Below are 19,176 nucleotides of genomic sequence, written 5' to 3' on the forward strand. Positions count from 1 at the left end.
GCGGGGAAACAATTTTGTTGGTAACCTCCACGCTTCAGGCTGCACCACCCCGGCGGAGGCCGGGGCCCAGTTGGAAAGGTGGTCGTAACGGCGCGCTGTCTTTCGTCACCAGCGTCCCCCAACTGGGCCCCGGCCTTCGCCGGGGTGGTGGCTTTGGTTGGGTCATCCCTTCTCAGGCGAGTGCCACCTGATGGCAGCCCCTTCCGGTGCCGGTCCCGCCCCTCTCGTCGGCGGCTCGCTAGCCCTCACCGCATTCGCGCTCGCGCTTGGCACCTTCATGCAGGTGCTCGACACGACGATCGCCAACGTTTCTCTCCCCACCATCGCCGGTAATCTCGGCGTTTCCAGCGACAACTCGACCTGGATCGTCACGGCGTTCGCCGTCGCCAACGGAGTCGCGGTGCCGTTGACCGGGTGGCTGATGGGCCGGTTCGGCGTGGTGCGGACGTTCTGCGTCTCGGTCTTCCTGTTCACCATCGCGTCGTTCCTGTGCGGGATCGCGTGGGACCTGCCCTCGCTGATCGGCTTCCGCATCCTCCAGGGCGCGGTATCCGGACCGATGATCCCGGGCAGCCAGGCTCTGCTGATCGCGATCTTCCCCGTCCATAAGCGCTCTACCGCGCTCGGCATCTGGTCGATGACCACGCTGGTCGCGCCGATCATGGGGCCGATCCTTGGCGGCTACATCTCCGATAACTACCACTGGAGCTGGATTTTCCTGATCAACGTGCCGTTCGGGATGTTCTGCGCGTTCGTATGCTGGAACAAGCTCGGCAAGCGCGACACGCCGACGCGGAAGCTGCCGATCGACCAGGTCGGGCTGATCCTGCTGGTGATCTGGGTCGGTGCGCTGCAGATCGTGCTCGATCTCGGCAAGAACGACGACTGGTTCGCCGCCGACCGGATCGTCATCGCCGCGGTCGTCGCCGCGATCGGCTTTGTCGGCTGGATCATCTGGGAGCTGACCGACGCCAACCCGGCGGTGAACCTATCGCTGTTCAAGAGCCGCAACTTCACGATCGGGACGATCGCGTTCTGCCTCGGCTATGCGGTGTTCTTCGCCAATACGCTGCTGCTGCCGCTGTGGTTGCAGACACAGCTCGGCTACACCGCGACCTGGGCGGGGCTGGTCGCCGCACCCTCGGGCGCGGTGGCGGTGATCCTGACGCCATTCGTCGCGCGACTGAGCGGCAAGATCGACGCGCGCATCCTTGCCACGGTGGCATTCGCGTCGTTCGGCTACTCCTATTACCTCCGCTCGGGCTACACGACGGGGGCGAGCTTCTACGACCTGATGCTGCCGCTGATGGTGCAGGGGATCGCGATGAGCACGTTCTTCCTCGCGATGCTGACGATCTCGCTCGACCGTATTCCGGCGGAGCGGCTGCCGTCGGCGACGGGCATCTCGAACTTCGCGCGCATCACCTCGGGCAGCTTCGCCGCGTCGATCATCACGACCGCCTGGGATCGCCGCGAGACGCTCCACCAGAGCCGGTTGTCGGAAGCGATCGGGACCGGTTCGCCCTACCAGATGGCGCAGGGCGCGCTGACGCGGATCGGGCTGACCGACGTGCAGGCGGCAGGCGCGATCACGCGGCAGATGGTGGCACAGGCGTATCTGCTCGCATCGACCGACCTGTTCCGCATCTCGGCCTGGCTGTGCCTCGCGATGGTGATCATCGTCTGGTTCACGCGACGCGCGAGCCCCCCGCAAGGCCCGATCGCAGCGGATTGATCGCTTCGGTTGTCGTTTTCTTACCACCGGCGGGCCGTCGTACGATTGCCCGCCGATTGAAACGTTATCGCAACCACTTCGCCCCTAACGGTCGCTTTACCAGATACCAACTGCCTGTGGGGGGCCAGCTACCATGATGACCAAGAACACCGTTTTGCGGATCGCAGCCGCATGTCTTTTGTCGAGCGCGGCGCCAGCCTGGGCCGGTACGCCGACGACCTGCATCCAGACGATCAGCACGCCGCGCCTGGTCTGCGACGAAGGGGCGTGCGTGCGCGTCTCGGTCAAGGATTTGTGCGACGCGGTGCGCGCGTCCTATCCCGTCAAGCGCCGTGCGGTGAAGCCCATCCGCAACGACGACAACCCGGTCCGTACCGAACTCACGCTGCTCATCGCCAGCGTCAGCTAAGCGATGAAGGCGAACGCGGCGCCGGGGACGTGCACCGCGAAGTCAGTCGAGGCGAGCGTCCCGTCCGGCAGGATATCGAGCATCGTCACTCGCTGATCGCGTTCGTGGACGACGAGCATCCGGTGTTCCTCTTCCAAGATAATAAAGAAGCGCGGCGATGCGCCTCCGCTGGCGATATGCTGGAGGAGTGTGGGATCGCCGCCTTCGCTCAGCGCAAAGACCGCGATGCTGTCATGGCCGCGGTTGGAGACGTACAGCCGGTCGCCTGCCGAGTTGGCACCTATGTGCGCGATGATATTCGCGCCCTGCCAGCCTGCGGGGAGGGTCGATAGTGACATGCGGGGCTTCAGATCGCGGCCCTCGACGGTAAGCGCTATGAGCGTGCTATCGAGTTCACAGGCTAAGTACGCCGATTGCGTGTGCTGCTCATGGAACAGCAGGTGTCGGGGCCCTGATCCAGGCACTGCCTTGAGCGCAGTGTACGGCTCTTCAAGTGTTGCCCGTTCCGCGTCGAACGAGAAGGCGAGCACTTCGTCGGTGCCGAGATCGGCGACATACAGGAATTGATTGTCGAGGCCGAAGCCGACCCAGTGCGCGTGTGGCGATTGCTGGCGTTCGGAATCGGGACCGCCACCGCTATTGGTGTGCACCACAGGCTGGCCGACCGGCAGGCCACTCCGTGGATCGAGCTGGAACACCGAGACGCTGCCGCTCGCGTAGTTCGCGACCGCGATGACAGATTGCGTGCGATCCAGCGCGGCATGGCACGGTGCTGCGCCACCGACCGGGACATGCGCTAGCCGGACCCAGCCCGAGGCGGTGCGACGGTGTACGCCGAGCGCGCCATTGTCCTGCTCGTCGACCAGATAGTGAAGATCGAACCGCGACGAATATGTGCCGAACGATGCGTTGCGTGCATCCGCGTAGGGCGGGGCAAGCGTGCCGATTTGATCAAGCGGATAGATGCCCATACCGCCTCCGCCGGCATAGGTGCCGATCCAGAGGATTTTTGCGGTGTCGGGGTGGGGGTTGGAACGGGTCATCCGTCGGCTTCTAACCGGGGTCGGTGCTGCATCGCATCCCAATTCAGATCAGCGCTCGATCAGCGCGACCAATTGCTCGCGGTACAGCAACGCCAGTTCTTCGTGCATCCGCGCGATGATCGCGTTCGGTGCCTGAATCGCGAGCACGGACTGGTCGTCCATCCGGCGTTCGATCACGGAAGGGTGCGGGAGGAAATCCATTACCATGCTTTTGGCCGCACGATATTGCGGCCGGATTTCGCAACACGGTTAATCTCGAAATCCTCCCCGGAAGGAGTGTGTTGCGGCAAAATTTCCGAAGGCTGGTATTGGCGTCGGCGTTGCCCTACCGCGGCGTCATGGGCGATCTGGATAGACTGGTACCTTCGGGGATAATCGAGCAATGGGTCTATCACCTGCGACGACAGCGTTCGCGGGCGAGCGACGCGATCTGGCTGATAGACCAAGGGTTTACGCTGCATGACGGGCAGGATGGTATCCCGTCGCACGACGCCACCGAGCGCTGGCGGACGGAGCAGGAAACCGTGGTCGAGGAAGTGACCGCCTTGCTCGCGCTCTACGACAAGATCAACCTCGGCAAGGCCGACATCGCCTGACATCACCCGGTTGGCAGGGTCGCTATCCGACATCACCGTAACTCCGGCGGATCAGGTCGCCGGTCTGCTCCAGCGACGAGCTTTGCGGTGGTTCGGCATCCGGCATTTCGGCGACCAGTTCGGCCGTCGCCGCGAGTTGAAGATGTCGCTCGCTCAGGACCCGATGCGCGGTATAGGCCGCGTCCGAGCGCGCGGAAACGGCAAGTACCCGTTCCTGCGCAGCCCGGTCTTCATGATACGTGGCCCGATCACGCCACGCTGCGGCGTTCGTATCCGTCTGTGCGATCTCGTCGGTCATACTGCGGTCCGTTCGTCGTCAGACTTGATCTACTTTAGTTGCTCCTTACAGTATTATGTTGGCTATCGCATCGGTTCTCGATGGATCTACCTCATGCGGCAGGGCGGCTCGGCGCCTGCCAGCCACCGCCCAGCGCACGGAACAGGTCGACCTGCGCCCCTGCGATCCGCGAGTCGGCGGCGGCGAGGTCCGTGTCCGTGTCCGCTAGCGTACGTTCGGCGTCGAGGACGTCGAGGAAGTCGATCTGGCCTTCGCGTTGACGGGCACGGGTGATGCGGGCGGCGGTGGCGGCGTTGTCGTGCGCGGACTGTAGCTGCGTGCGGCGATCGAGTTCGCGGGCGTAGTTCGATAGCGCGGTCTCGGTTTCCTCGAGTGCGGTGAGGACGCTGCCGTCGAAATTTGCGAGCGCGCCGCGCGAGTCCGCCTCGGCGCCGGCGATGCGCGCGCGCGCGGCGGACTGGTTGAGCGACCAGTTCAGCAGGGGGCCAAGCAGCCAGCGGATCGGGCCGCCGGTGAAGATGTCGCCGACGCTGAGTGCGGTCGAGCCGATCGACCCGCCCAGCGAGATCTGCGGATAGAGCTGCGAGGTCTGGACGCCGATCCGCGCGGTGGCCGCGGCCAGCCGACGTTCGGCGGCTTGGACGTCGGGGCGACGTGCTAGCAACGCGGCGCCGTCGCCAATCGGGATCGGCTGGTCGAGGCGGGGCGTGGTGGTGCGGGCGCCGGCGGTTGCGGGCAGGTCCTGCGGGGTGCGGCCGGTGAGCGTGGCCATGCGGAAGAGCGCGGCCTGGCGCTCGGCTTCGATCTGCGGGATGTTGGCGGCGCGCTGATCGCGCAGGGCTGCGATCCGGACCTGGTCGAGGCGGGCGGCGCGACCGGCGTCGACGCGCTTGCCGGTCAGCGTGTTCGACTTGTCGAGCAGGTCGACGATCCGCCGGGCGACCGCCAGACGCTCGGCGGACGAGGCTGCGTCGACATAGGCGCGGGTGGTGGCGGCGACGATCGAGACGCGGACGGCGTCCGCATCGGCCTGCGCGGCGCCGACGTCACCGCGGGCGGCTTCGACGTTGCGGCGGACTCGGCCGGCGAGATCGACCTCGTAGCTGACGTCGAGCCCTACGTCGTAGGTGGCGCGCTCACGGTCGAGACCGGGCAGGTTCTGGAGCTGCGAGGTGCGCGCGTAATTGCCGCTCGCGCCCGCGTTCAACTGAGGTTCGCGGTCGGTCTTCGCGCCGCGCAGGGAGGCGCGGGCGCTGTCGAGCCGCGCGACGGCGACGCGGAGGTCGGTATTCGCTGCCAATGCATCCGCGACGAGGCCGTCTAGGACGGGGTCGCGGTACATCCGCCACCAGTCGTTGTCGGGCGCCGTCGTGACGGTGGCCGCGGTGCCGTTAACAGAGGGCGCGGTGACGAACGACGCCGCCGCCTTGGGTGGGGTGATGGGTGCGACATAGTCGGGGCCGGCGGCGCACGCGGCGAGCGTCAGCGCCGAGAGGCTCGCTAGGAGGGCGGACTTCATGATGCTGGTCCTATTCGGCTGGCTGGAGCGTCGGGGCGGCAGCGGTTGGCTTGCGGCGTTCGAATCGCAGCGCCAGCGCCCGTGCGACGACATAGAAGGTGGGAGTGAAGAGCAGCCCGAACCCGGTCACGCCGATCATCCCGAAGAACACCGCGGTCCCGAGCGCCTGGCGGAGTTCCGCACCGGCACCGGTCGCGATTACCAGCGGCACCGCGCCGAGAATGAACGCGAAGCTCGTCATCAGGATCGGCCGCAACCGGTCCTTCGCCGCGCGTACCGCCGCCTCGACCGGGGTGAGCCCGTCCTGTTCTTCGGCCTGTTTCGCGAACTCGACCACGAGGATCGCGTTCTTCGCGGCGAGAGCAATCAGCACGACCAGACCGATCTGCGTCAGGACGTTGTTGTCCATGCCCCGCAGGTTCACGCCGGTCATCGCGGCCAACAGGCACATCGGCACGATCAGGATGATCGCTAGCGGCAACGTCAGGCTCTCATATTGCGCGGCGAGCACGAGGAAGACGAACACCACCGCCATGCCGAAGACGAGCGCGGCGGTGCTGCCGGCGGCCTTTTGCTGATAGGCGATGCCGGTCCATTCATGCGCGTAGCCTGCCGGGAGCGACGCATCGGCGAGCTTCTCCATCGCGACCAGCGACTGGCCCGAGGAATAGCCCTTGGCGGTGTCGCCATCGACCTCGACCGCGGGGAACAGGTTGTAGCGGACCACGCGGTACGGGCCGGTCTTGTCCTTGAACGTCGAGACCGAGCCGACCGGGACCATCTGGCCCGAGTTGGAGCGCGTCTTGAGGTTGGCGATGTCCGCCGTCGTGTTGCGGAACGGCGCGTCGGCCTGCGCGGTGACGCGATAGGTGCGGCCCAACAGGTTGAAGTCGTTGACGAACGCCGAGCCGAGATAGACCTGCAACGCCTCGAACACGCGCTCCGGGGGGACGCCGAGCAAATTGGCCTTGGCGCGGTCGACATCGGCGAAGATGCGCGGCGTCGCGGTGTCGAAGAAGGTATAGATCTGTGCGAGACCCGGAGTCTGGTTCGCTTTGCCGATCAGCGCGTACGACGTCTTGCCGAGGTCGGCGTAACCGTGGCCGCCCTGGTCCTGCACCATCAGGCGGTAGCCACCCGCCGAGCCGATACCCTGGATGAGAGGCGGCGGGACGATCAGCAGGCGCGCTTCGGTGATGTCGCCGGTCGCCTTCTGCGATTCCGCCATGATGCTGGCGAGGGTGACGCCAAGTTTCTTGCGTTCCTCGAAGCTTTTCAGCGGGATGTAGGCGGCGGCCGAGTTGGGGGCGAGCGTCTGCGACGGACCGTCGAAGCCTGCGAGCATGACCGCGCCCTTGACGCCGGCGAGCGGCAGGATGCGCTTGGCGACCTTCTGCATGACGGCATCGGTGCGCTCGACCGACGAGCCGGGCGGAAGCTGGATGACGGTCAGGAAGTAGCCCTGATCCTGCGCAGGGACGAAGCCCGATGGGGTGATCGTGAACACGCCGACCGTGACCGCGATCAGCGCGGCATAGGCGATCATCATCCGGCGCGGCGCGGTGACTAGGCGCGCGGTGAGGCGGGCATAGCTGTCGCTCATCCGCTCGAACCCGCGGTTGAAGGCATCACCGGCGCGGCGCACGGTGCGAGTCAGGCGGTTGCCGGAATCGGCGGGCGCGGTCGGCTTGAGCAGCATCGCGGCGAGTGCTGGCGACAGCGTCAGCGAGATCAGCAGCGAGATGATCGTCGCGGTCGAGATCGTCACCGCGAACTGACGGTAGAACGCGCCCGAGAGGCCGGTGAGGAACACGGTCGGGATGAACACCGCGCAGAGCACGAGCACGATCGCGACGAGTGCGCCCGAGACTTCGTCCATCGACGTGCGCGCCGCCTCTAATGGGGAGAGCCCGTGTTCGAGGTTGCGCTCGACATTCTCGACCACGACGATCGCATCATCGACGACGATGCCGATCGCGAGGACGAGGCCGAACAGCGACAGGTTGTTGAGTGAATAGCCAGCCGCCGCCAGCACCGCGAAGGTACCGATCAGTGAGACCGGGATCGCCACGATCGGAATGATCGCCGCACGCCACTTCTGCAGGAAGACGAGGATGACCAGCACGACGAGGACCATCGCCTCGAACAGCGTGTGCTTCACCGCGTCGATCGACTGCGCGATGAACTCGGTCGGGTTGTAGATGACCTTGTATTCGAGGCCCTTGGGGAAGCGCTTCGACATGCTCTCCATCTCGGCGGTGACGGCCTGCGCCGCGCCGAGTGCGTTCGAGCCGGGACGCTGGAAGACCGCGGCGATGACCGTGGGTTTGCCGCTGAGATAGGTATTCGCGCCGTAATCCTGTGCGCCGAGCTCGACCCGGGCGACGTCCGAAACGCGGACCTGGCGGCCTTGTGCGTCGGTGCGGATGACGACATCGGCGAACTGCTTGGGGTCGGTCAGGCGGCCCTGCGTCTCGACGTTGAGCTGGAACGCGCTGTTGCCCTTGTCATAAGGCGGCTGGGCCGAGCGTGCCAGCGGCGACCTGGACGTTCTGTGCACGCAGCGCGGCGACGATCTCGCCGGCGGTGAGGTCGAGCGCGGCGGCGCGACCGGGGTCGATCCAGATGCGCATGGAGTAATCGCGTGCACCGAACAGCTGCACGTCGCCGACGCCGTCGATGCGGCTGAGGCGATCGCGGACCTGCGTCAGCGCGTAGTTGGAGATGTACCCGCGATCGAGCGAGTTGTCGGGCGAGACGAGGTTCACCACCATCAGGAAGTCGGGCGACGTTTTCCGCGTCACCACGCCGAGACGCTGGACGTCCTCGGGCAGGCGCGGGACGGCGACGGCGACGCGGTTCTGGACGAGCACCTGGGCGGCGTCGAGATTGGTGCCGATCTTGAAAGTGACGGTGATCGTGACCTTGCCGTCGCCGGTCGATTGCGACGACTGGTACAGCATGTTGTCGACGCCGTTGATCTCCTGCTCGATCGGCGCGGCGACGGTCTCGGCGACCGTCTCGGCCGAGGCACCGGGATAGGTCGCGCTGACGGTGACGGTGGGGGGAACGATATCGGGATATTGCGACACCGGCAGCGTCATGTAGGCGATCGCACCGACGATCGTGATGATCACCGCGATCACGCCCGCGAAGATCGGCCGGGTGATGAAGAAGCGCGAGAAGCGCATGGGAATTTCCTCGGTAGAGGGGCGCGGGCACACACCAACACCACCCCGGCGGAGGCCGGGGCCCAATTGGGCGAACCGCAGTGATTAAGTCGAAACGCTATCCCAATTGGGCCCCGGCCTTCGCCGGGGTGGCGTCTATCTCGCGAGGGTGGCTTCACCCGAGATCGGCTGGACCGACGCCGGCGCACTCGTACCCGAGGCGACCACGATCCGGCCGACCTTCGGCGCGACGGTCGCGCCCGGCATCGCCATCTGCGTACCCTGGATGATGATCCGGTCGTTTGGACCGATCCCCGAGCGCACAATCCTCAGCCCATCGACCACCGGTCCAAGCTCGACCGGCTTCTGGCTCACGACGTTCTTCGCATCGATCGTCAGCAGGACCTTGCGCGCCTGATCGGTCTGCACCGCATCGTCGGGCACCAGCAGAGCCTGGCGCGTTCCCGCACTGGCGAGGCGCATGTTGCCGAACATCCCCGGCGTCAGGAAATATCCCGGGTTGGCGAGAACCGCGCGGCCGCGGATCGTCCCCGAGCGCTGGTCGAGGCCGTTGTCGGTGAAGTCGAGCTTGCCTTTCCAGCGATGCTCGGTCTCGTCCTGCAACTGGATCTCGACCGCCGCTGGCGTCGCGCCGGGCTGCCGTGCGCGCTGCGTCTTGAGGTACAGCGCTTCCGACCCATCGAACGTGAAGTAGATCGGGTCGAGCGCGTTGATCGTCGTCAGCACCGTGCCGCCAGTGCCTTCGCCGCCCGCGACCTGGTTACCCGCATCGACGCGACGATCGGAAATGCGACCGCCGATCGGTGCGCGCACCTGCGTGAAGCCGACATCGAGCGCGCGAGCGCGTTCGCGAGCCTGCGCCGCAGCGAGTGCGGCCTGCGCTGCTTCGAGCCGACCGCGGAGGGCGTCAACTTCGCCTGCGGAGACCGCTTCGTCGGCTACCAGGCGTTGCGCGCGACCAAGATCGGTACGCGCCAGCGACAGAGCGCTGCGTGCACTGGCGACGTTAGCGTGTGCCTCGGCCAGAGCGGCGGCGAACGGGCGGGAGTCGATCGTGAAGAGCAATTGCCCCTTGCTGACGATCTCGCCATCGCGGAAATGGATGCCGGTGACTTCGCCCGCGACGCGCGGGCGGATCTCGACGGTGCGGCTCGGCGCGAACCGGCCGACATAATCGTCCCACTCGCTGACCTGCCGCACCAGCGGCGACGCGACCGTGACGGAAGCGGGCGGGGGTGCCGCCATAGCCGCGTCGGGATGGTCGAACATCTTCACGCCGACCGCGCCGAGCAGCGCGATCGGCACGAGCACCATTGCGCCGCGCTGCCAGGCCGGCCGTCGGTGACGGTCCGCGGGCGGCGACGCGACGACGTCGGCGTCGTTCGCGGCCGTGATCGTGGTAAGTTGGTTCACGCTGCGATTCTCCGCTTCTGCTGTGCGCCGACGCGCATGCCGGTCACGCTCTCGACGAGCGTTTCGATCTGTGCCTCGGCAAAACCGGCGGCGAGGAAGCCCTGGATCTCGGCCATCGGCAGCGCAAAGCCGCGACGCCAGGCGTACACCGCCATCCGCCGTAGCGCCTCTAGCCTGGGGTCGGCGAGCCGCGACGCGGTGCTGAGGCCGAACAGGCTGCCCATCGCGCGCGACATGCGGCTCGGGCCGGACAGGCTGCGCAACGTGTCGCGCTTGGCGAGCGCGATGACGCTCCATTCCAGCGCGGAAAAGCCGGTCGGGGCAGGGGCTGCCACGGCCTGGGCGCGGCTGGTGACGGGCGAAGCGAACATGTTGTCGAGGTCGAGATAAGCCATGGGATTGTCCCCCTTTTGATCTTGGGCAAGCGCTGGCCTTCGTCGCTGGATGGTCCACCGACGTCAGCTGGTCGCAGGGCGTGCGCGGTCGTTGCCGACACATCACCGTGCCGCGCTTGCCCGCTTGGAATTTTCGAAAGTTTGGCCGAAGCCGTCTTAGGTTTGAACCGTGGTCATGGGTTGGTGTCCCCGGCTGCCCCATCCGAAGTAGGAGAGAGCTTCGATACCAGTCGGTATATAAACCTGGCGTTCATCTAGTCAACAAGACTTTTGTACCGGCCGGTATTTTTTCCGCGGCGCGGTAGAAAGCGTGTCTATTTGGTTGGCCACATGAGCATGCTGGTCTCGACGAGCTGCTGGAGTTCGGTGCAACTAGCGCCCGAGCCAGCCTGGATCGACAGCCCCTGCATGATCGCGAAGAGGTAGCGCATCAGCGCGTGCGACTCGAGACCTTCGGGGAACTCGCCCGCGGCCTTGGCTTCGTCGAACCGCTTCATCAGCGCGGCTTCGGACGACGCGCGGCGCTTGGCGACTTCGGCCTTGATCGGCTCGGCTTCGGCGCTGCAGGCCACGCTGCTGATGACGCTAAGACACCCCTTGGGGTCGCAGGTGCTCATCTGCATCTGCAACGCACCGCGGAGCAGGTTTTCCGCTACGGCACGGGCGGTCGGCGCGTCGAGCGCGGACGTCATATAGGCGAGCTTCTCGCGTTCGTAGAGGTCGAGCGCCTTGTGGAACAGCGCCTCCTTGTTACCGAACGCGGCGTAAAGGCTGGGCTTGGTAATCTTCATCTCGGCGGTCAGTTCCGCCATCGATGCGCCCTCGTAGCCGTTGCGCCAGAACACGCGCAGCGCACCCGCCAACGCTTCGTCGAGATCGAACTCGCGGGGGCGGCCCTTGGGGGCGGTGAGCGTGCAAAGCCTATTCATACCGTTCGGTATATAGTGAGAGCGCGCAAAAGGTCCAGTGACTGGAATATGTTGCCGGGGACGCTCACCGACCGACCGCGGTGTAGGCGAACCCGGCCTGTTCGACGTCCGCGCGCTGATAGACGTTGCGCAGGTCGACCATCACCGGCCCGGCCATCACGCGCTTCAACCGCGCAAGATCGAGCGCGCGATAGGCATCCCATTCGGTCACGATCACGACCGCGTCGGCACCCTCCGCGGCGTCGTATGCGTCGGTGCAGTAGACGAGGTCGGGCATCATCGCCTTGGCGGGCGCCATGCCTTCGGGATCGTGCGTGCGGACCGTCACGCCGGCGTCGGCAAGCGCGGTCGCGATCGCGAGACTCGGGGCGTCGCGCATGTCGTCGGTGTTGGGCTTGAACGTGAGGCCGAGCAGCGCGACCGTCTTGCCGCGGGGGTTGTCGCCGAGCGCATGCAGGACTTTCCGGCCCATCGCGCGCTTGCGGCTGTCGTTCACCTTCACGACGGCTTCGACGATGTGGACCGGCGTGTCGTAATCCTCGGCGGTCTTGAGCAGCGCCAGCGTGTCCTTGGGGAAGCACGAGCCGCCATAGCCGGGTCCGGCGTGGAGGAATTTCTTGCCGATCCGGTTGTCGAGCCCGATCCCGCGCGACACGTCCTGCACGTCCGCGCCGACCGCTTCGCACAGATCCGCGATCTCGTTGATGAAGGTGATCTTGGTCGCGAGGAACGCGTTGGCCGCGTATTTGATCAGCTCCGACGTGCGGCGACCGACGAACAGGATAGGCGATTCATTGAGATAGAGCGGGCGGTAGACGTCGCGCATGACCTGTTTGGCACGCTCGTCCTCGGTGCCGATGACGATGCGGTCGGGTCGCTTGAAGTCGCCGATCGCGGCGCCCTCGCGGAGGAACTCGGGGTTGGAGACGACCGCGACGTCGATGTCGGGACGCTTCTCGCGCAGGATAGCCTCGACCCGGTCGCCGGTGCCGACAGGGACGGTCGACTTGGTCACGACCACGGTCGGCCCAGTGACTGCGGCGGCGATTTCCTCGGTCGCGGCGAACACGTAGCTGAGGTCGGCATGGCCGTCGCCGCGTCGTGACGGCGTGCCGACCGCGATGAAGATCGCGTCGGCGTCCGCGACCGCGCTGGCGAGATCGGTGGTGAAGGTCAGCCGCCCCGCAGCTACATTGGACGCGACGAGCTGATCGAGACCGGGCTCGAAGATCGGCATGCGGCCGGCATGCAGCGCATCGATCTTCGACTGATCCTTGTCGACGCAGATCACGTCATGGCCAAAATCCGAAAAGCAGGCGCCGGACACCAGGCCGACATAGCCAGAACCGATCATCGTGATGCGCATGGACGTTCCCCGTAAAAGCCGCGCGACCTATCGAGACTAATGCGCGCGGGTGCAAGCTGGCGGGCGCAACCAAAGCGGAGCATACCGGTTGAAACTTCGACCAAATGGCATCGCAAAACAGGAGAGAGACGATGGCTGACGACTTCAAGCAGGCAGTCGATGACGGTGCGAACGCAAGCAAGGCGGCGACCGACCGCGCGGCGGATGCGGCCAAGGGCGCGGCGGACGCGATGCGCGAGAATGCCGGGAAGGCGCGCGATGCGTTCTCGGAGAAGGTCGTCGATCCGGCGCGGCGCGCAGGCGAGGCGATGAAGGAGTCGGGCGGCAAGATTGCCGAGGGCGGCGCGACGATCGGCAAGGCGATGATCGATCAGGCCGAGCAGAATGCGCGCGAGGCCTTCGCGGCGATGCGCGAGGCGGCGAGCGCCAGCGACCTGACACAGGTGATGAAGATCCAGGGCGATTACCTACGCGAGCAGAGCCAGCGAAGCATGAGCCAGGCACGCGAGATCGGCGAGCTGATCATGAAGTTCGGCAAGGACGCGGTCGCACCGTTGCAGGGCGGCGGGATCAAGTAAGCCGATACGCCGCTCCCCGTTTTGCGGTGGAGCGGCGTACGGACGAGCAAGAACGCCGCCGCTCCGACACTATGACGGAGCGGCGGCGGATCAGCCTCAACTATTTCCGGCTTAAACGAACAGTCCGACGAGCCAGTACGTGCCGGCGCCGATCAGCCCCGCGGCGGGCAGAGTAAGCGTCCAAGCGACGACGATGTTGCTCGCGACGTTCCAGCGGACGGCGGACAGGCGCCGCGCGGCGCCGACTCCGACGATCGAGCCGGTGATGGTGTGCGTCGACGATACGGGAATGCCCCAGAAGGTCGCCGCGAACAGCGTGATCGCGCCGCCGGTCTCCGCGCAGAACCCTTGTGCGGGGGTGAGGCGGGTAATCTTCGAGCCCATCGTGTGGACGATCCGCCAGCCGCCCGACAGCGTGCCAAGCGCCATCGCCGCCTGGCAGGACAGCACGACCCAGAGCGGCACGTGGAACTCACCGCCGAGCAGGCCTTGTGAATAGAGCAGGACGGCGATGATCCCCATCGTCTTTTGCGCGTCGTTGCCGCCGTGGCCGAGCGAGTAGAGCGCGGCGGAGATCAGCTGGAGCTTGCGGAAACGCTTGTCGACGCCGAGCGGGGTGAGCTTGAGGCTCGTCCAGGCAACGATCAGCACCAGAACCAGCGCGAGCATCAGGCCGATCGCGGGCGAGGCGAAGATCGCGAGCACGGTCTTGATCACGCCGCTCCAGACGATCGCGCCGAAGCCGATCTTGGCGATGCCGGCGCCCAGGAGCCCGCCGATCAGCGCGTGGCTGCTGCTCGACGGGATGCCGAGCACCCAGGTGATGACGTTCCACGCGATCGCGCCCATCAGCGCGGCGAAGATCACCTGTGCATCGATAACGTGCGCCTGGACGATCCCGGTGCCGACGGTCTGCGCGACGTGGAGGCCGAACACCGCGAACGCGATGAAGTTGAAGAACGCTGCCCAGAGCACGGCGTATTGGGGCTTCAGCACGCGCGTGGAGACGACTGTGGCGATCGAGTTCGCCGCGTCGTGGAGGCCGTTCAGGAAGTCGAACAGCAGCGCGATGCCGATGAGACCGATTAGGAGGGGGAGGGAGAGGATCATGCGCGGCCGCCCGCGGTTACGCGGATAAGGTGCGCCGCCGCTCTCTCAACCACTCCACCACCCCGGCGAAGGCCGGGGCCCAGTTGGAGAGGTCGTAGTAACAGCGTACCGCCCTCAGTTATTACCGTCCCCCAACTGGGCCCCGGCCTTCGCCGGGGTGGCGCCTTGTTGGAGCGTCGCGACTCGTACGACACATCAAGCATGGTCGATGACCAGCCCCTGGATCTCGTTCGCGACGTCCTCGAAGCGGTCGACGATCTTTTCCAGGCTGCTGTAGATTTCGCGGTTGATGATGAACGTCATCGGGTCCGCACTGATCTTCGACGCCTGGAACAGCGCGCGCAGGCCCGTGTCGTGGATATCGTCGGCATGCCCCTCGATCTGGATCAGGCGCGCGGTCAGGTCGTGCAACCGGCCGGCGTTGGTGCCGAGCGACCGCAGCAGCGGGATCGCCTCTGCTGTGATTCGCGCGGCCTCGACGATGATGCCGGCCATGTCGCGCATCTGCGGCGAGAACTCGGTCACCTCGTACAGCGCGATCGCGTTGGCGGTGCCGTTCATCTGGTCGATCGCGTCGTCCATCACGCCGATCAGGTCGGTGATCGCGCTGCGGTCGAACGGCGTGACGAACACCCGGCGGACGTCCTGCAACACCTCGCGCGTGATATCGTCGGCCTCGTGCTCGCGCTTGACGATCTCGGCGATCTGACCCTCGATCGAGCCTTCGCCGTGGAGCAGCCGTGCAAGCGCATCGGCACCGGCGACCAAGGTCGCGGCATGCGCGTCGAACAGTTCGAAGAACCGTCCCTGCTTCGGCATCAGCGACTGGAACCAGCCCAGCATCGGAATTCTCCTTTTCGCGCTCGTGCGCACGACGGGTAAGATACGTTGCGCGAGCGACGCCGGGATCGGCGGCTCACGGAAAGCAGCGATCAGCGCCTTCAGGCCGGGCTCATTGACAGCCTCCGCCGCGCGATCAAGCGTAAACCAGCGTGTGTCGCGTTGATGACGCTCGGGCCAGTCCTCCACCTGCTCGACGAATGCGAGCGGAAACACGGTGACGATCATGTCGCGGTAACGGCCGGTGCGGCGGCGTTTTCGGTATGCGAATTGCCCGACCGGCGACGGGCAGGGGATGCCGCGGATGCCGGCTTCTTCGTACGCCTCCTGCGCGGCGGCCTCGTGGCTGGCGAGGCCTACAATGGGGTTGCCCTTGGGGATCACCCAGCGGCCGGTGTCGCGCGAGGTGATCAGCATCACGCGAGCGTGGCCGGCTTCGTCGATCACATAGGGAAGTGCGCCGATCTGCTCGATGGTTCGGGTCCTTGCACCCGCAGAATCGCGGGGAAAGTCGGGAGCTTATACCCGGTTTTTACGCAAGGATAGCGGCGCGGCGGAGAGTTTTCGGACCGTCGCCGCGGGTCCATTTCTGTCCCATTGCCGGACGCCGCTACCTTAACCACCTTTGTCACTGGTCGAATTGGTAAACGCGACGTTAACGTTTGCATCATGACCAGACGCCTAGTCCTCACCAACGAAGCCGCCCGCCACCCGCTGCGCCGTTCGCTGCCGCCGCCGGTGATCGCGAGCGCAAGGAACGACGATCAGGACGTGAAGCTGTTCCTGTTGAGCTTCGCCGCGTTCTTCACGTGCTTTTACAGCTTCATTTTTTGAGATTGAGCTGTCGATCCTCCCCCGCCAGGGGGAGGTGGCTGGCTTGCCAGACGGAGGGGGAGGAAAGGAAAACATCCGTCCCGTGTCCTCCCCCTCCGTCACCTTCGGCGACACCTCCCCCTGGCGGGGGAGGATTTTCAGTGTCGAAGCGTCGGCAGACACCCGATCGCATCGTCGTCGCAGGCCCGGTGCAGCTTCTGCGCGAGCCATGCCGAGACGAGGCACATCGCCGCCACGAGGAACAGCATGTCCTCGGGCGTCACACCCATCGCGGTGATGCCGATGACGAGGATCGAGCCGATCGTCATCGCGCCCGAATTGACGACGTTGTTCGCCGCGACTGTGCGCGCGGTCTGGTCCTTCTCGACGGTCGTCGTCAGGAACGCGTAAAGCGGCACGACGAACATCCCGCCGGTGATCGCGATCGCCAGCAGCGTCGCCAGCACGGGAATCGCACCCGGCTGATGGATAAACCCCGCCCAGTCGTAATAATGTCCCGGAGCCGCGGGCGTCCAGTTCCGTGCGAGGAACGAGAACAGCACGACGAAGCCGCCCATCGCGATCACGGACGCGGGCGAGAACTTCGCGGAAATCCGCCCACGCAGCATCGAATTGATCACGACCGAGCCGATCGCAACTCCGACCGAGAACACCGCGATCACGAAGCTCGCGACTCGCTCGTCGGCGGTCAGCACGTTCTTGACCAGCGGCGGGAAGACGATGATCAGCACAGCGCCGATCGTCCAGAAGAAGCTGATCGCGACGATTGCCAAGAACAGGCGGGGGATATGCAGCGTCGCGCTGATCAGGCGCCACGAGGCAGTGAACGGATTGTAGTCGAGCTTCAGCGGCGGGCCTTCGCGCGGTGCGGGGGGCACTTGCCGGCCAGAGAACCAGCCGATCACGGCGACAATCAACACGCTGGCAGCCGCACCCTCGATCGGGATCCAGCCTGCCGTCACCGTGCCCAACAGGATCGCGAGATACGTCCCGGCCTCGACCAGCCCGGTGCCGCCGAGCACGTCGCACGGTTTCAGATGCTGCGGCAGGATCGCGTATTTGATCGGCCCGAAGAACGTCGAATGCACGCCGAGGCACAGCACCGCGCCGAGCATCAGCCCGATCCCGAGCGACGGATGCCCGGCACGCGCGACCATCAGGCCGGTCGCGCCGAGCAGCATGATGCCGATCTCGACCGTCTTCACGATCCGGATGATCCGCGCCTTGTCTTCGCTATCCGCCAATTGCCCGGCGAGCGCGGACAGCAGGAAGAACGGCAGGATGCCGAGCCCCGTCGCCAGCGCGTTGAAGTTCGCCTCCATCTTCGGATCGTTGAAGACGGCATAGGTCGCGAACAGGACCATCGAGGTCTTGAACAGGTTATCGTTGAACGCGCCGAGAAACTGCGTGGTGAACAGGGGCAGGAAGCGACGTTGCTTCAGCAACCCGAGGGCATTGAGCATGACGGGAAATAGCCCTGATCGTTGCGGTAATGTGTCGAACCCTTAGCCGAGCGTCATCCGCACGCCAACGTTAAACCGGTTTCGCCCCGCGACCGACCGGTATAGGGGTGGTGGGTGCTGAGCTTGCCTAACCTCCTGACATTGTCGCGGATCGTCGCGGTGCCCCTGCTGGTCTGGTTCCTGTGGTGGCCCGACTGGGAGGCAGGGTACGGCATCGCCTTCGTGCTGTACTGCCTGATGGGCATCACCGATTATTTCGATGGTTACCTCGCGCGATCGAGCGGCGCGGTGTCGCGGTTGGGGATCTTCCTCGATCCGATCGCCGACAAGATCATGGTCGCCGCGGTGATCCTGATCCTGGTCGGCACGCGCGATATTGCCGGCATTCATGTCATCGCCGCGTTGGTGATCTTATTGCGTGAGATCGCGGTGTCGGGCCTGCGCGAGTTCCTGGCACAGGTGCAGGTTTCCGTGCCGGTATCGCAGCTCGCCAAGTGGAAGACGACGCTGCAGCTCGTGTCGCTCGGCGGAATCATCCTCGGCGGTGCGGTGCCCGACATGGTCTGGGTGCACACCGTCGGGATCGTCGCGCTATGGGGTGCGGCCGTCCTCACGTTGCTGACCGGATGGGATTACCTCCGTGTCGGCCTGAAGCACATGGACTAATCATGACGATACGGATGGTGTATTTCGCCTGGGTGCGCGAGCGTATCGGCACGGGCGAAGAGTCGGTCGAGCCGCCGGCGAGCGTCGTGACGGTGGCGGATCTGGTGGACTGGCTGGCCGAGACGAGCCCGGCGCATGCGGGGGCTTTCGAGAACCGATCGCGGTTGCGCGCGGCGATCGATCAGGACTTCATGCCGCTCGATACGCCGATCGGCCGCGCGCAGGAGATCGCGATCTTCCCACCGGTGACCGGCGGATGATCCACATCTCGGTCCAGCAGTTTGCGATCGATATCGCGGCCGAGATGACGCGCGCGGAAGCGGCAGGGGCGGGCGCGGTGGCGACGTTCACCGGGCTGGTGCGTGCTGACGACGGTGTGGGGACGCTTGAGCTTGAGCATTATCCCGGTGCAACCGAGGCTGCGTTGCTGAAGGTTGCGGAAGGCGCGATCGAGCGTTGGTCGCTGAGTGCCGCGATCATCGTGCACCGCGTTGGGCCGATGCATCCGGGGGAGCGGATTGTCTTCGTCGCTGCGACGGCGGCGCACCGTGGCGCGGCGCTTGAGGCCTGCGCGTATCTGATCGACCGCCTGAAGACCGACGCGCCGTTCTGGAAGCGCGAGACGCGCGGCGCTGAAGCTAGCTGGGTCGAAGCACGCGATGGCGACCACGCTGCTGCTGCTCGATGGGACAACTCGAGCCGCTAGCGCAAAGCTTGTCCTCGCGCGAAGGCAGAAGCCATGCTGGATCCCCGCCTTCGCGGGGAAACAAAGTAGTGCGGGCCGCGCTCCC

Annotated in this window: 19 protein-coding genes and 1 pseudogene; 8 read left to right on the top strand and 12 right to left on the bottom strand. The window is 65.7% G+C overall.

Going from position 1 to position 19,176, the window contains the following annotated elements:
* The first annotated feature begins 190 nt into the window (after window positions 1-190).
* Window positions 191-1,735, top strand: coding sequence for a DHA2 family efflux MFS transporter permease subunit (locus ASE82_RS00890; protein WP_056057698.1), 1,545 nt, complete (start codon window positions 191-193; stop codon window positions 1,733-1,735).
* 133 nt (window positions 1,736-1,868) lie between these two features.
* Window positions 1,869-2,144, top strand: coding sequence for a hypothetical protein (locus ASE82_RS00895; RefSeq protein ID WP_056057701.1), 276 nt, complete (start codon window positions 1,869-1,871; stop codon window positions 2,142-2,144).
* Here ASE82_RS00895 and ASE82_RS00900 read toward each other — a convergent pair.
* Together ASE82_RS00900 and ASE82_RS19200 are read right to left on the bottom strand one after the other, a co-directional pair.
* Window positions 2,141-3,187, bottom strand: coding sequence for a lactonase family protein (locus tag ASE82_RS00900; RefSeq protein ID WP_056057704.1), 1,047 nt, complete (start codon window positions 3,185-3,187; stop codon window positions 2,141-2,143). The genes ASE82_RS00895 and ASE82_RS00900 overlap by 4 nt on opposite strands.
* A gap of 48 nt (window positions 3,188-3,235) precedes the next feature.
* Entirely contained in the window at window positions 3,236-3,394 is a 159-nt protein-coding gene (locus tag ASE82_RS19200; protein WP_156348715.1) for a hypothetical protein, read from the bottom strand.
* Window positions 3,395-3,468: 74 nt separating this feature from the next.
* On the opposite strand from ASE82_RS19200, the gene ASE82_RS00905 reads away from it, so the two are divergent.
* The gene (locus ASE82_RS00905; protein ID WP_235524321.1) at window positions 3,469-3,783 is read left to right on the top strand and encodes a hypothetical protein; all 315 of its coding nucleotides are present in this window, start codon (window positions 3,469-3,471) and stop codon (window positions 3,781-3,783) included.
* 22 nt (window positions 3,784-3,805) lie between these two features.
* Here ASE82_RS00905 and ASE82_RS00910 read toward each other — a convergent pair whose 3' ends face one another.
* The 7 genes and pseudogenes from ASE82_RS00910 to ASE82_RS00940 form a co-directional block, all read right to left on the bottom strand.
* A complete protein-coding gene (locus ASE82_RS00910; protein ID WP_056057707.1) occupies window positions 3,806-4,081 on the bottom strand; it encodes a hypothetical protein in 276 nt (91 codons plus the stop codon).
* A 91-nt stretch (window positions 4,082-4,172) separates the two neighbouring features.
* Complete coding sequence (locus ASE82_RS00915; protein WP_156348716.1) at window positions 4,173-5,600, bottom strand: efflux transporter outer membrane subunit; 1,428 nt, start codon at window positions 5,598-5,600, stop codon at window positions 4,173-4,175.
* 10 nt (window positions 5,601-5,610) lie between these two features.
* A pseudogene (locus ASE82_RS00920) lies at window positions 5,611-8,791 on the bottom strand (efflux RND transporter permease subunit).
* A gap of 135 nt (window positions 8,792-8,926) precedes the next feature.
* Window positions 8,927-10,204: an efflux RND transporter periplasmic adaptor subunit gene (locus ASE82_RS00925; protein ID WP_056057710.1), complete on the bottom strand. Its 1,278-nt coding sequence runs from the start codon at window positions 10,202-10,204 to the stop codon at window positions 8,927-8,929.
* Window positions 10,201-10,599, bottom strand: coding sequence for a hypothetical protein (locus ASE82_RS00930; RefSeq protein ID WP_056057712.1), 399 nt, complete (start codon window positions 10,597-10,599; stop codon window positions 10,201-10,203). The genes ASE82_RS00925 and ASE82_RS00930 overlap by 4 nt, the downstream gene beginning before the upstream one ends.
* A gap of 314 nt (window positions 10,600-10,913) precedes the next feature.
* A complete protein-coding gene (locus ASE82_RS00935; protein WP_056057716.1) occupies window positions 10,914-11,528 on the bottom strand; it encodes a TetR/AcrR family transcriptional regulator in 615 nt (204 codons plus the stop codon).
* A gap of 64 nt (window positions 11,529-11,592) precedes the next feature.
* On the bottom strand, window positions 11,593-12,894 hold the full coding sequence (locus ASE82_RS00940) for a UDP-glucose dehydrogenase family protein (protein WP_056057720.1): 1,302 nt from the start codon (window positions 12,892-12,894) through the stop codon (window positions 11,593-11,595).
* 131 nt (window positions 12,895-13,025) lie between these two features.
* Between ASE82_RS00940 and ASE82_RS00945 the strand changes: the two genes are divergently transcribed.
* The gene (locus ASE82_RS00945) at window positions 13,026-13,472 is read left to right on the top strand and encodes a phasin family protein (protein WP_056057723.1); all 447 of its coding nucleotides are present in this window, start codon (window positions 13,026-13,028) and stop codon (window positions 13,470-13,472) included.
* A 111-nt stretch (window positions 13,473-13,583) separates the two neighbouring features.
* Here ASE82_RS00945 and ASE82_RS00950 read toward each other — a convergent pair whose 3' ends face one another.
* Both ASE82_RS00950 and ASE82_RS00955 read right to left on the bottom strand, forming a co-directional pair.
* Window positions 13,584-14,582: an inorganic phosphate transporter gene (locus ASE82_RS00950; protein WP_056057726.1), complete on the bottom strand. Its 999-nt coding sequence runs from the start codon at window positions 14,580-14,582 to the stop codon at window positions 13,584-13,586.
* Between the two features lie 195 nt (window positions 14,583-14,777).
* Window positions 14,778-15,896, bottom strand: coding sequence for a DUF47 family protein (locus tag ASE82_RS00955; RefSeq protein ID WP_056057730.1), 1,119 nt, complete (start codon window positions 15,894-15,896; stop codon window positions 14,778-14,780).
* Window positions 15,897-16,091: 195 nt separating this feature from the next.
* Between ASE82_RS00955 and ASE82_RS19755 the strand changes: the two genes are divergently transcribed.
* Window positions 16,092-16,256, top strand: coding sequence for a hypothetical protein (locus ASE82_RS19755; protein ID WP_165895438.1), 165 nt, complete (start codon window positions 16,092-16,094; stop codon window positions 16,254-16,256).
* A 137-nt stretch (window positions 16,257-16,393) separates the two neighbouring features.
* Here ASE82_RS19755 and ASE82_RS00960 read toward each other — a convergent pair whose 3' ends face one another.
* Window positions 16,394-17,719 (bottom strand): MFS transporter, encoded by a 1,326-nt coding sequence (locus ASE82_RS00960; protein WP_056057732.1) that lies wholly within the window; start codon window positions 17,717-17,719, stop codon window positions 16,394-16,396.
* A gap of 114 nt (window positions 17,720-17,833) precedes the next feature.
* Between ASE82_RS00960 and pgsA the strand changes: the two genes are divergently transcribed.
* From pgsA to ASE82_RS00975, 3 genes are read left to right on the top strand one after another with little or no spacing between them, the layout of a single operon-like run.
* On the top strand, window positions 17,834-18,385 hold the full coding sequence (gene pgsA, locus ASE82_RS00965) for a CDP-diacylglycerol--glycerol-3-phosphate 3-phosphatidyltransferase (RefSeq protein ID WP_056057734.1): 552 nt from the start codon (window positions 17,834-17,836) through the stop codon (window positions 18,383-18,385).
* 2 nt (window positions 18,386-18,387) lie between these two features.
* Window positions 18,388-18,645 carry a molybdopterin converting factor subunit 1 gene (gene moaD / locus ASE82_RS00970; RefSeq protein ID WP_056057738.1) on the top strand — a complete coding sequence of 86 codons (258 nt, stop codon included), beginning with the start codon at window positions 18,388-18,390 and terminating at the stop codon, window positions 18,643-18,645.
* A complete protein-coding gene (locus tag ASE82_RS00975) occupies window positions 18,642-19,091 on the top strand; it encodes a molybdenum cofactor biosynthesis protein MoaE (RefSeq protein WP_056057741.1) in 450 nt (149 codons plus the stop codon). The genes moaD and ASE82_RS00975 overlap by 4 nt, the downstream gene beginning before the upstream one ends.
* Window positions 19,092-19,176: the final 85 nt, after the last annotated feature.

It is taken from the genome of Sphingomonas sp. Leaf230 (genome assembly GCF_001421745.1).
Taxonomy (GTDB): Bacteria; Pseudomonadota; Alphaproteobacteria; order Sphingomonadales; family Sphingomonadaceae; genus Sphingomonas.

Coding starts and splice junctions, on each gene's coding strand:
- ASE82_RS00890 (WP_056057698.1), top strand. CDS start 191: ATGGCAGCCCCTTCCGGTGCCGGTCCCGCCCCTCTCGTCGGCGGCTCG.
- ASE82_RS00895 (WP_056057701.1), top strand. CDS start 1,869: ATGATGACCAAGAACACCGTTTTGCGGATCGCAGCCGCATGTCTTTTG.
- ASE82_RS00900 (WP_056057704.1), bottom strand. CDS start 3,187: ATGACCCGTTCCAACCCCCACCCCGACACCGCAAAAATCCTCTGGATC.
- ASE82_RS19200 (WP_156348715.1), bottom strand. CDS start 3,394: ATGGTAATGGATTTCCTCCCGCACCCTTCCGTGATCGAACGCCGGATG.
- ASE82_RS00910 (WP_056057707.1), bottom strand. CDS start 4,081: ATGACCGACGAGATCGCACAGACGGATACGAACGCCGCAGCGTGGCGT.
- ASE82_RS00915 (WP_156348716.1), bottom strand. CDS start 5,600: ATGAAGTCCGCCCTCCTAGCGAGCCTCTCGGCGCTGACGCTCGCCGCG.
- ASE82_RS00930 (WP_056057712.1), bottom strand. CDS start 10,599: ATGGCTTATCTCGACCTCGACAACATGTTCGCTTCGCCCGTCACCAGC.
- ASE82_RS00935 (WP_056057716.1), bottom strand. CDS start 11,528: ATGAATAGGCTTTGCACGCTCACCGCCCCCAAGGGCCGCCCCCGCGAG.
- ASE82_RS00940 (WP_056057720.1), bottom strand. CDS start 12,894: ATGCGCATCACGATGATCGGTTCTGGCTATGTCGGCCTGGTGTCCGGC.
- ASE82_RS00945 (WP_056057723.1), top strand. CDS start 13,026: ATGGCTGACGACTTCAAGCAGGCAGTCGATGACGGTGCGAACGCAAGC.
- ASE82_RS00950 (WP_056057726.1), bottom strand. CDS start 14,582: ATGATCCTCTCCCTCCCCCTCCTAATCGGTCTCATCGGCATCGCGCTG.
- ASE82_RS19755 (WP_165895438.1), top strand. CDS start 16,092: ATGACCAGACGCCTAGTCCTCACCAACGAAGCCGCCCGCCACCCGCTG.
- ASE82_RS00960 (WP_056057732.1), bottom strand. CDS start 17,719: ATGCTCAATGCCCTCGGGTTGCTGAAGCAACGTCGCTTCCTGCCCCTG.
- moaD (WP_056057738.1), top strand. CDS start 18,388: ATGACGATACGGATGGTGTATTTCGCCTGGGTGCGCGAGCGTATCGGC.
- ASE82_RS00975 (WP_056057741.1), top strand. CDS start 18,642: ATGATCCACATCTCGGTCCAGCAGTTTGCGATCGATATCGCGGCCGAG.